The following is an 11,384-nucleotide window of genomic DNA, read 5'->3' on the forward strand; positions in this document are numbered from 1 at the left end:
ATGAAAGAATCATATGAGGTTGTTCTAGGTGGCGTGGTTAAAGAAGATATTATTGTCCTCCTGAAGGACCTCGAGAGTCATTCGGAGCGCGTTGACGATGTGATAGCCTCAGAAGTACTCGGCATTGTGAGTTGCTTGGGCCTTGATCAAAGTATGATTGCGGAGCTTTGTCATTTTGAAGGTGATGTTTGTGTGTCAGCTAAATTGTATGGTTTTGACATTGTATCTGCCTCCTCCGATTTTTTTGTGTTGCTTAGAGTTATAAAGTATGGGGAGGATGTTGATGTGGAACTGTGCTTTGATGATTCTATTTTTAGTGATGTTGATAAAGTCATGCTTCTGCTGCAGAAATATATAAAAGAGATTTCTGATAGAGTTCGTATGAAGGAGTATTACGGAGGGGTGGAGCCTGCCAAAGACTTAGATACCCGATACTTTACTGGCGAAATGTTAGGCCCTCTGGTTGCGCGTTTTCGCTGACAGGTGATAAGGGCTCTTTAATAATTGATTTTATTTTTTACTTGACGGTGGCTAAGTTAAGTTGGGCGGCACTAAACCGCCCATGTTTTTTATAAGACTTGTGAATTCAGTTTTCGACCAATCACGTCCAACAAATCACACCCATCCCTCAGAGGGATGGCCAGCAGCAATGCAAAATCGTGAAGCACAACCGCATCACTACTAATCTGCTCCCGAAACGCCAAGTTTTCCAAAAATTGAGTCACCGCACGAATACGGTAGGCGGCTGCATCATAGAGAACATCAAGGGGAGCTTGGGTGTCGATCACCAGCGCGGGGATGGTTGAATCGTGGCCTGTCAGGGGCATGTATCGGGTCATTTTAAAACTCTCTACTTAAGTGATTAATGCCATCACTCAAACGTCGCCAAACGAATGGGTGACAGCTGTACGCAGGTTGGCGAACCGGCAGTAGAGAAAACCGGCAGACCCGAAGGTCTCCCGCGCACAGCCGTCATAAGACGACTTTGCAGGCGCGCAAGTGGCTGCAAAAAAGCCATCAGCTTGCGCATTCTCTACCGTCAGGTCGCCAAACCTGAATCGCCATGTGGGCGACTGGCGGACTATAAGCCTGCGGTATGAGACGGTGCAAGGCACCAAACTATCCTTGTAACAACTCTACCTGATCGCCGCGAGAAAACCCTCGACTACAGCGCCGTGCAAGAGCGCGGTTTCAGCCTCGACGGCCAGCCCCTCAGCGGTGCAGTCAACGGCCAGGGCCCGCTGGCCTTGGACAGCCGCGCCCCATCGGTCACCCGCATACAAGGCTTGCCGGAAATCGCCCCGGTGGACAACAGCCACAAATACCTGATCGAAACCAACCCGGCGCTCACCGACCTCAAGCAGTTCATGAGCTCCGACTACCTGCTCGGCAAATTGGGCTACAACCCCGATGCCAGCTGGAAGCGCCTGGGCGACGGCCTGTACGAGCAGCGCCTGATCCGCGAAGCCGTGGTGGCCCGTACCGGCCAACGCTACATCAACGGCCTTGCCAGTGATGACGCGCTGTTCCGCTACCTGATGGACAACGCCATCTCGTACAAGGACTCGCTCAACCTGCAACTCGGCGTGTCCCTCACCGCCGAGCAAGTCGCGGCACTGACCCACGACATCGTGTGGATGGAAGAAGCCGAGGTCAACGGCCAGAAAGTCCTGACCCCGGTGCTCTACCTGGCCCAGGCCGACAACCGCCTGGCACCCAACGGCGCGCTGATCCAGGGCCAGGACGTGAGCCTGGTCACCGGCGGCGACCTGCACAACAGCGGCACCCTGCGGGCCACCAACAACCTGAGCATGGTCGCCGGCAACATCGACAACAGCGGCCTGATGCAAGCCGGCAACCGCCTGGAAATGCTCGCCACCGACTCGATCCGTAACACCCGTGGCGGCATCATCAACGGCCGCGACATCAGCGCCACCGCGGTGACCGGCGACATCATCAACGAACGCACCGTCACCACCTTTAAACAGGAAGGCCAGGGCTACCAACTGCGCAGCGACGTGGCCAGCGAAGCCTCCCGCTTCGAAGCCACCGACACGCTCAAGCTGAACGCCGGCCGCGATGTGCTCAACCTCGGCAGCAACCTCAAGGCCGGCGGCAACGCCAGCGTAACGGCAGGGCGTGACGTACTGATCGCCAGCCAGACCGAACAGGACGACTACGCCTACCAACGCCGCCGCATCAGCGGCACAGAGCAAACCATCCTGCAGCACGCCTCCGCCGTGGACGTGGGCGGCAACCTCGCCATCGACGCCCGCCGCGACATCGCCGTGGTCGCCAGCACCGTCAGCGCCGCCAAAGACCTCAGCGTCAAGGCCGGCGAAAACCTGACCCTGTCGTCGGCTGCCAACGAACAGCACGACTACTCCAAAGGCAAAAAAGGCGGTACCAAAACCACTACTCAACTGGACGACGTCACCCAACAAAGCGCCGAACTCAAAGCCGGCGGCGATCTGATCGCCATCGCTGGTACCGACCTCACGCTAGTCGCCAGCAAAATCAGCGCGGGCAATGAAGCCTATGTGCATGCGGATAACGAACTGCAAATGCTGGCGGCGCAGGACAGCCACTACTCGCTGTATGACATGAGCAAGAAGGGCAATTGGGGCAGCAAGAAAACTCAGCGTGATGAAGTGACCGATGTGAAGAATGTCGGGAGCGAGATCAAGACTGGGGGGGATTTGACGCTGGAGAGTGGGGGGGATCAGAAGTATCAGGCGGCGAAGCTTGAGAGTGGTGGGGATATTGCGATTGTCAGTGGCGGGGCGGTCGAGTTTGAGGCGGTGAAGGATCTGCATGACGAGAGCCACACCAAGAGCAAGGGCGACCTCGCCTGGACCAGCTCCAAGGGCAAGGGGAATACCGACGAGACGCTACGTCAGACGCAGATGATTGCAGAAGGCAGCGTCGTGATTAAAGCCGTCGATGGCTTGAAAATTGACATCAAGCAGATCGATCAAAATACGGTTAGTCAGACGATTGATGTGATGGTCAAAGCCGACCCGCAACTGGCCTGGCTAAAAGAGGCCGAGCAGCGCGGAGACGTGGATTGGCGCCAGGTTAAAGAGCTGCACGACAGTTTCAAATACAGCAATTCAGGCTTGGGCGCCGGCGCGCAAATCATCATTGCGATCATCGTTACGTACTTCACGATGGGGGCCGCCAGCGGTGCAATTGCCGCAGCTGGTTCGGGGACATCGATGGCGAGTGCCACGGCTGTTGGGACTGCGGCCACGTCTGCCGGATAGGCCAATGCTGCGGGCAGTACCGTGCTTGCTGGCATGGCGAGTAACGGTGCGATCAGCGCCATCAATAACCGTGGAAACCTGAGCACCGTCTTAAAGGATGTCACTTCCAGCGACGCGATGAAAGGCTACGTGGTGTCCGGCGTCACTGCGGGCTTGACTGCAGGTGTCTATGACAAATGGACCGGCACTCAGACAGGTACTTCCACTGCACTCCCCAACTCAGGTGCAGTTGCCACCGTAAGTCCGTTGAGCACTTGGCAAGGCGTGGGGCAGTTCACGGCCAACCAAGTACTGCAAAACGGAACATCACTATTGGTGGATCGGGCGCTCGGGGGCGAAGCCCGTCTTGGCGACGCGTTGCAGAGTAGTTTGGCTAACGCATTTGCGGCTTATGGATTCAACCTGGTCGGGGATATTTCCAAGAACCGGTTTGCAGAAGGTGGCATTACCAAGATTGGGCTACATGCGTTGATGGGTGGGTTGGCCGCTGAGGCTTCTGGAGGAGATTTCCGCACAGGCGCTCTGGCAGCGGGTGTGAATGAGGCATTGCTGGATAGCCTCGCCAAGAATTACGCCGACATGCCCGATGACCAGAAGAAAGGTTTGCTGGTCATGAACTCGCAGTTGCTTGGTGTGCTTGCGGCATCGGTACAGAGCAATGCTGATGCGGATAGCCTGCAAACTGGGGCGTGGGTGGCAAAGAATGCCACGCAATACAACTACCTGGGCGATCATCAAAAGGCTCAGAGAGCGAAAGAGCTGGAAGAAAGCAAAGATTCACTGGAAACACTCAGGATCAATACGAAGTGGGAATTGATCGACGCCGGGCAGGACGCCAGCTTTGCGGGTGGGGCAGTGGTTGGGGTGCCGGAAGGGCTACTGGATACGGTCAAGGGTATCTTAGAAGTTGCCGTCAGCCCGATAGAGACGTATCAGGCGTTGAGATCCGTGCTTGAAAGCGGGGATGTGCTGGGTAATGTCTCGGACGCGGTGAAGCAGTCCTACATCGCACGAATTGACAATCTGGAAGCGGAGTATGAAAGAGCTGGGGCGGGTGGATCATTTAACGCAGGGCGTGAAACCGGGAAGCTGATAAGCGACGTGGTGGCGCTTGGGACGGGAGTTGGGGGAGCGCTAAAAAGCGGGGCCTTGCTCGTCGAAAAGGTCACTGCTAAGGTTGTTAAGGTAGAGTTGGCGGGTGCAAAAGGGGGAACAGCGCTATCAAATGATGTTCTAGTCGAAACGCGTATTGGCAATGGTACGAAGGGTCAAGGTAGCGGAAATAAAGTCGACCAACTCCCGAACCAACAAGTTGTTGGTGCTGACGGAAAACCAATACCTGTGTACTCGGAGAGGCCCAATGGTCCTTATGCCACACAAGAGTTTCCATCGACTTCAGTCGCGCATGGTTTTCCCGATGTTGTCGATAACTATGCAAACAGTGCGACTAAATTTTCGCTCAGCAACGGCTCATCGCTTTACCAAGCATCAGGTAGCTACAACGGGGTGGCGGGTAGGTTTGAATGGATTGTAGATCCGAAGTTGGGTGGTGTAACACACAGAATGTTTGTGCCAAATGGAACTGTTAACGGTATACCGGTGAAACCATGATTCAAGCAGTCTTTGAACGAATTACCAAATATGGCTTGATTGACTGGGCCGTTTTGCTCCAGGGCGTCTGTGGCATCCCTAGCCTTTTTGGGCGCTTACCAGCGTTTTGTGTGGAAAACTTTGCAAACGCTGAACTTGAAAAGGCGACTGGGAATAATCCCTTGCTTGATGTGATTGTTAGCTTGGCTAACGATAGTGACCTGCCTATATCTGAGCTATGCTCGCAATTGCAAAAAATGAGCAAACTTCAAAACGCGGACATGCAACGGGCCAGGAGAATATGGCGAGCTGTTGCATTGGAAGAACTGTTAACAAATTTAGACTCAGACCCGCTCTATGGGTTGATAAAGTTGACTGAGTTTTGGTCAAGTTGGGAGTGGCCTGCTGATGCTCCACTGTCGATGACGCTTGACGCGATGACTTTGCCGGAAGATCAATACCACTCTGCATCGAACTATGATCACGTTGTTCACGAACATGAGCAATGGTTGAAAGATGAACTGGCTGCTTTGCGCTCTAGTAAAGCTTAAACCTACTTTAATAATCTCGATGCCGGCCTTGCTTTGGAGGGAAAAGGAACAGATTTATTGTTGAGTTCTTTTGGCGGTTCGTTCTTTAATAACGTTCTTTTGTTGTGCCTGCTAGTTTTATGTTTGGCGAAGATGGATGTCTATAGGCATCATCTTTTTTGTGAAAATTCAATTGTTTAAATGTAAGTTATAGGTGGGGTAGGCCACGATTTTCGAGTAAAACTGGGTAACCTACCCTCATCTCCTCTGTTAATAATCAGAAAGTTACTGGGTTCGTTTTTTTCAGAGCGTCGTTCACTAGAAGGTGCGCGCTTTCGATTAGCTGGGCCAACCCGAAGGTTTGAAGTCGCTGTGTTCCACTTGAGGAAAATGCTTGTTCATTAGCCATTGCTGACACCGAGGCCAAAAGCTCGCTGGCATTCACTAATGCGTCTTCGGAACTCAAGTCTGACCTCACAGTGAAAACACTGGTAGGCAAATCGTCATCAACTATTTGCGTGTTCATGAGCGATACTCCACTGCGCCACACATTGAATGAGCGTCAACGGTAGAGCGCGAACACCTCATCACGACTTTTACTTCAATAACTCGACAGTTTCGATTTGTAGAAAACATCCACTCGATCCTCAGACAGTTAAGAGACCACCACCGTCGTTGCGACACGAGTGGGTGGTGGACCGTGCGAGGGTCGCAAACCGGTGTCCGAGGGTACCGGCCGGGCAAAAGCCCGCCTCACACGGTCCACCATAGATGCGGTAAGCAGGCATAAAAAAAGCGCCTGCTACAGAGCTATGGCGCTACCGCGCCTCAGACTACTTCAGGTTGCGACACCCGGCCACAGGATTTACTGCGACGGCGAATCCTAGCCAAGTTACTTCCTATGGCTCAACCTCGTCAGGTCGTGGGAAAAGTCCGAAGCTCGGGAATACGGCATTACGTCTTCAAAAATGATTCAAGCAAGGACTCGCTCAACCTGCAACTGGGCGTGTCGCTGTCTGCCGAGCAAGTCGCGGCGCTGACCCACGACATCGTGTGGATGGAAGAAGCCGAGGTCAACAGCCAGAAAGTCCTCACCCCGGTGCTCTACCTGGCCCAGGCCAACAACCGCCTGGCCCCCAACGGCGCGCTGATCCAGGGCCAGGACGTGAGCCTGATCACCGGCGGCGACCTGCACAACAGCGGCACCCTGCGCGCCACCAACAACCTGAGCATGGTCGCCGGCAACATCGACAACAGCGGCCTGATGCAAGCCGGCAACCGCCTGGAAATGCTCGCCACCGACTCGATCCGCAACACCCGTGGCGGCATCATCAATGGCCGCGACATCAGCGCAACTGTTGTCACCGGCGACATCATCAACGAACGCACCGTCACCACCTTCAAACAGGACGGCCAGGGCTACCAACTGCGCAACGACGTGGCCAGCGAAGCCTCCCGCTTCGAAGCCACCGACACGCTCAAACTGAACGCCGGCCGCGACGTGCTCAACCTCGGTAGCGACCTCAAGGCCGGTGGCAACGCCAGCGTAACGGCAGGGCGCGACGTGCTGATCGCCAGCCAGACCGAACAGGACGACTACGCCTACCAACGCCGCCGTATCAGCGGCACCGAGCAAACCATCCTGCAACACACCTCCGCTGTGGACGTGGGCGGCAACCTCGCCATCGACGCCCGCCGCGACATCGCCGTGGTCGCCAGCACCGTAAGCGCGGCCAAAGACCTCAGCGTCAAAGCCGGCGAAAACCTGACCCTGTCGTCGGCTGCCAACGAACAGCACGACTACTCCAAAGGCAAAAAAGGCGGTACCAAAACCACTACTCAACTGGACGACGTCACCCAACAAAGCGCCGAACTCAAAGCCGGCGGCGACCTGATCGCCATCGCTGGCACCGACCTCACGCTAGTCGCCAGCAAAATCAGCGCGGGCAACGAAGCCTATGTGCATGCGGATAACGAACTGCAAATGTTGGCGGCGTAAGACAGCCACTACTCGCTGTACGACATGAGCAAGAAGGGCAGTTGGGGCAGCAAGAAGACTCAGCGTGATGAAGTGACCGATGTGAAGAATGTCGGCAGTGAGATCAAGACTGGGGGGGACCTGACGCTGGAGAGCGGGGGGGATCAGAAGTATCAGGCGGCGAAGCTTGAGAGTGGGGGGGATATTGCGATTGTCAGTGGAGGGGCGGTCGAATTTGAGGCGGTGAAGGATCTGCATCAGGAGAGCCACGAGAAGAGCAAGGGAGATGCGTTCTGGACATCGTCAAAAGGAAAAGGAAATACAGATGAGACCCTGCGCCAGACCCAAATGGTGGCTGAGGGCAATATCGCGATCAAGGCGGTGGAAGGCCTGAAGATCGATGTCAGGCAGGTCAACCAGCAAACCGTCAGCCAATCGATTGATGCGATGGTCAAGGCCGATCCGCAGTTGGCCTGGATCAAAGAGGCCGAAGCGCGTGGGGATGTGGACTGGAGGCAGGTCAAGGAGATTCATGACAGCTTCAAGTACAGCAACTCGGGGTTGGGGCCTGCGTCGCAGATCATTATTGCGATTGTGATGGCGGCGGTGGTTGGGCCATTGGCTGCAGGTGCAGCTGCCAGCGCAGGGGCGGGCGTTGGCGTGGCAGCTGGAGCTGGAGCAGTGGCTGCAGGAGCAGCGACCAACGCTACGGTCAGTGTCGTTAACAACCGTGGCAACTTGGGCGCGGTACTCAAGGACGTGACTTCTTCGGATGCGATGAAGGGGTATGTGATTGCTGGCGTCACGGCTGGCATGACCGCTGCTTATTTTGGTGATTGGACGGGGACTCAAACAAACACAATCACTGGGAAAGTCACGACGCCAGGTCTACTGAATACGTGGAGCGGTGTCGGTAAATTTGCCGCCAACCAGACGTTGCAAAGCGGCACATCCATGCTGCTGAGCAAGGCGCTGGGGCAGGGCGGCAGTGCCAGCGATGCGCTGAAAAGTGCACTGTTCAATACGTTGGCGGCAGCCAGTTTCAACCTAGTGGGAAATTACACCGAAGGTGTAGTTGCCGATGGATCGGCACCCAAGATTGCGATTCACGCGATGGTGGGTGGTTTGCTGGCTGAGGCTACGGGCGGCGATTTTAAAACCGGTGCGTTGGCAGCGGGGGCGAATGAGGCGCTGGTTACTCATCTGAATACGCTGGTTAACGGCAACGAAGAGTTGCTGACGATGAGTTCGCAGATCGTGGGTGTGTTGGCGGCTGCGGGGCAGAAAGATGCGGACGCTGCCAAGATCGAGAAAGGGGCTTGGGTTGCGCAAAACCTGACGCAATACAATTTTCTGGAGCATCTGCCACCAGGTTTAAGTGAATACGGATCAGCGGCGACTACTCTGGCAAAGGACATGCTGGAAAAAGGTGCCACTAACGATCAAATTGCCCAAGCACAGCTGGAGCTGGTCCGAGGGCAAGGTTTTGAAGGGGTTCAACCGTCTAACGAGTTCGTCAAGGCTTGGGGCTATTTTATGGCCGGCGAGCTCACAGGTGCGGGGCTGGCGGCAGTATTAGGTCGGCTTGTGATGGGAGGTGCAAAAGGATTGCCTTCCGCCCTGCAAAATTTCGGCGGCCGCACTTTGGATAATCTATCTGCCGCCGCTTCAAATCCTATCAATAAGGAAGGTCTGACAGAGGCTGCTAGGGCGCTCACAAAGCATGCTTCTGGCCAGCGAGCTACTGGAACGTTCCCAAAACTTACAGGTGGAATTGAAAAGAAAAATGCAACTGCACTCGGTATTATCGATGACGTTCTCAAGAATCCAAATTCAACATTCTCAAATTTGAGTCGCGGTGGGCTAGAGGTCCGGGCTCCCGATGGAAGAGGTCTGCGCTACAATAATGATGGCTCATTTTCTGGGTTTTTGGACCCTAAGGCGAAACCATGAAACTTGAAAGCAATTCGGATTTTGAAGTTCTGGGCTTTAGTGATAGTCGCTACAAAAGGCTGACTGCGGAGATTCAATATAAAGGCGAACCTATTGCTCAAGTTAATCAGGATAAAGGGGTGGACGCTTTAGAGGTGGAGATCTTTGCTGACTTAAGTAGCGCGACTTTGAGAGTTCCATTCTCTGGTTTTTTTGAGGCGATGATTCTAGCGAAAAATTTCATTGTTGAGTCGGGGTGAGGCTAGAAGAAAAAATGGGGCAAATGATGGGAGTGTCTGAGGCTCAGATTCCGCGTGTGGTAATGAAGGCCGTTTCTGAGGGTAAGCTCGTTGGTTATCAAGGATCTGGAACTGGGCGCCCAATTTATGAGTTAACTATTAACGGGCAGCAGCAGCGAATTGCTGTGGCTGTTGGCGAAAACGGTTTTGTCGTCGGTGCAAATCCAAGGGGCAGCGTTAAGTGAAAAAAATAAAGTTGATGGCGGATTATCAGTGTCATCCGCTTTGGAATATGTCCCCCGATGAGTATGGAGACATAGCTCCTTGCGAGCTTCCTATCTCTGAAGAGCTTCAGATGCGTCTATCAAAGTGGGCCGCTACATACGATGAAACACTAGATGCTGATTACCCGCCAAACTCTGGGTTCAAAAGTGAGGAGTTAGAGCACGAATTCAAGCGAGAGGGAGAGCGATTAGCTGAAAGCTTGAGAAATGAACTCGGACCGGATTTCTCTATTGTTCTTAAGGGTTAGTTGGTGCAAAAGGCGCAGCAACGGCCCCAAGAAAATGGGACAGATTTGAATGGCACTTACTTAACCTTCTTAGGCTGTCCATTTTCCTGATCTCGGCCCTTGCCGCCGAACGCGTTTGCATTAGCATCGGGTAAGGCTTGAGTCTTCGTTTTATGGCGCGAGGCTCAATCCGTCCCGGCCGGTTTTCGACACGTTTCCTGGCGATCAACCTAAGTAAATTCGGTACCCCACCGCTTTGTTCATCGGCGCAGGAAAAAATGGCACAGGCACACAAGGTCTCTTTGCGCGCCTCTGTCATCCCCAAAAACAACAATCTTTCTTTATTGAAATCCACTCCCCAATATTCCAGTTTTTTTAATTTTTCCTCGACGTTTTTCCCCAATACTCACCCCAATACGCAATTCCCTCCACCCTTTCTTTGTTTAGTATTGAATCCAGTGGCCACCGAGGCCCAACGGGTCACGCTGTTCAAAAAAGGAGAAGCGACATGACATCCCAGGATCCTTCCAACACTGGCCGATCTAACCTGCTCGCGGCCTCCTGATATGAACGCGCATACCCCCTTGGCGGCCCTTGCCGGTAACTATCTTCACGGCGACATAGTGGCTGCCCACCGACATGACGAGGGCCAATTGGTCTATGCCATCAACGGTGTGATGCTGGTGTCGGTGCAGCAGGCAACCTGGGTGCTGCCTTCCGGGCACGCCCTGTGGGTGCCACCGGCAATGGAGCATCAGATCCGCATGACCGGTGAGGTGCGTATGCGCACTTTGTTGATCTCGCCGGGGGCGCACGGTCGGTTGGCGCAGACGTGTGAGGTGATCAGGGTTTCGCCCTTGCTGCGCGAGCTGATTGTGGCTGCGGGCGATGAGCCTGACAGCCAGGCGGTGTCGTTGCGTCATGTGCAGATTGTCGAGCTGATTTTCTCGGAGCTTGACCGCGCGCAGCGGGTGCTGGCGCATGTGCCGATTCCGGATGAGCCGCGGCTCAAGGCGCTGTGCGCGGGCTTTATCGACAACCCTTCCCAGGAGTCGAAACTGGAGTGTTGGGCGGCGCAACTGAATATGAGTTCACGCACCCTGGCGCGGCTGTTTCAGAAAGAGCTGGGCATGAGTTACGGCGAGTGGCGCAAGCGCACGCGACTGCTGCTCAGCATGCAGCGGCTGGCCAGTGGGGCCTCCATCCTGGAAGTGGCACTGGAGCACGGTTACCAGAGTCCGAGTGCATTTACCGCGATGTTCAAGCGCACCCTGGGTTACACGCCGAGTCACCGTCGACTGGTCTGACTTGAGTCGGCGACAGGCTTCCCTTCTAGCC

The 11,384-nt window shown here is 54.7% G+C and carries 6 protein-coding genes and 3 pseudogenes; 6 read left to right on the plus strand and 3 right to left on the minus strand.

Going from position 1 to position 11,384, the window contains the following annotated elements; translation table 11 throughout:
• A complete protein-coding gene (locus CRN80_RS15515) occupies positions 1-480 on the plus strand; it encodes a hypothetical protein (protein WP_098950507.1) in 480 nt (159 codons plus the stop codon).
• 89 nt (positions 481-569) lie between these two features.
• On the opposite strand, the gene CRN80_RS15520 is transcribed toward CRN80_RS15515, so the two are convergent.
• A complete protein-coding gene (locus tag CRN80_RS15520) occupies positions 570-827 on the minus strand; it encodes a hypothetical protein (RefSeq protein WP_081883362.1) in 258 nt (85 codons plus the stop codon).
• Between the two features lie 378 nt (positions 828-1,205).
• Here CRN80_RS15520 and CRN80_RS15530 point away from each other — a divergent pair.
• Together CRN80_RS15530 and CRN80_RS15535 are read left to right on the plus strand one after the other, a co-directional pair.
• Positions 1,206-4,877, plus strand: a pseudogene (locus CRN80_RS15530) (DUF637 domain-containing protein); the annotation flags it as partial.
• Positions 4,874-5,407 carry a DUF2247 family protein gene (locus tag CRN80_RS15535; RefSeq protein ID WP_056791364.1) on the plus strand — a complete coding sequence of 178 codons (534 nt, stop codon included), beginning with the start codon at positions 4,874-4,876 and terminating at the stop codon, positions 5,405-5,407. The pseudogene CRN80_RS15530 and the gene CRN80_RS15535, both read left to right, overlap by 4 nt.
• A 256-nt stretch (positions 5,408-5,663) precedes the next feature.
• On the opposite strand, the gene CRN80_RS15540 is transcribed toward CRN80_RS15535, so the two are convergent.
• Complete coding sequence (locus tag CRN80_RS15540) at positions 5,664-5,912, minus strand: DUF6124 family protein (protein ID WP_056791367.1); 249 nt, start codon at positions 5,910-5,912, stop codon at positions 5,664-5,666.
• A 447-nt stretch (positions 5,913-6,359) separates the two neighbouring features.
• Here CRN80_RS15540 and CRN80_RS15545 point away from each other — a divergent pair.
• Positions 6,360-8,720, plus strand: a pseudogene (locus CRN80_RS15545) (DUF637 domain-containing protein); the annotation flags it as partial.
• A 593-nt stretch (positions 8,721-9,313) separates the two neighbouring features.
• Positions 9,314-9,556, plus strand: coding sequence for a hypothetical protein (locus CRN80_RS15550; RefSeq protein ID WP_098950509.1), 243 nt, complete (start codon positions 9,314-9,316; stop codon positions 9,554-9,556).
• Between the two features lie 567 nt (positions 9,557-10,123).
• Here CRN80_RS15550 and CRN80_RS31695 read toward each other — a convergent pair.
• Positions 10,124-10,287 (minus strand): annotated as a pseudogene (locus CRN80_RS31695) (IS4 family transposase); the annotation flags it as partial.
• Positions 10,288-10,612: 325 nt separating this feature from the next.
• On the opposite strand from CRN80_RS31695, the gene CRN80_RS15565 reads away from it, so the two are divergent.
• Complete coding sequence (locus tag CRN80_RS15565) at positions 10,613-11,353, plus strand: helix-turn-helix transcriptional regulator (RefSeq protein WP_098950510.1); 741 nt, start codon at positions 10,613-10,615, stop codon at positions 11,351-11,353.
• Positions 11,354-11,384 lie beyond the last annotated feature (31 nt).

Origin of the sequence: Pseudomonas sp. FDAARGOS_380, assembly GCF_002591235.1 — a bacterium.
Classification (GTDB): Bacteria; Pseudomonadota; Gammaproteobacteria; order Pseudomonadales; family Pseudomonadaceae; genus Aquipseudomonas; species Aquipseudomonas salmasensis.

Coding starts and splice junctions, on each gene's coding strand:
- CRN80_RS15540 (WP_056791367.1), bottom strand. CDS start 5,912: ATGAACACGCAAATAGTTGATGACGATTTGCCTACCAGTGTTTTCACT.
- CRN80_RS15565 (WP_098950510.1), top strand. CDS start 10,613: ATGAACGCGCATACCCCCTTGGCGGCCCTTGCCGGTAACTATCTTCAC.
- CRN80_RS15515 (WP_098950507.1), top strand. CDS start 1: ATGAAAGAATCATATGAGGTTGTTCTAGGTGGCGTGGTTAAAGAAGAT.
- CRN80_RS15535 (WP_056791364.1), top strand. CDS start 4,874: ATGATTCAAGCAGTCTTTGAACGAATTACCAAATATGGCTTGATTGAC.
- CRN80_RS15520 (WP_081883362.1), bottom strand. CDS start 827: ATGCCCCTGACAGGCCACGATTCAACCATCCCCGCGCTGGTGATCGAC.
- CRN80_RS15550 (WP_098950509.1), top strand. CDS start 9,314: ATGAAACTTGAAAGCAATTCGGATTTTGAAGTTCTGGGCTTTAGTGAT.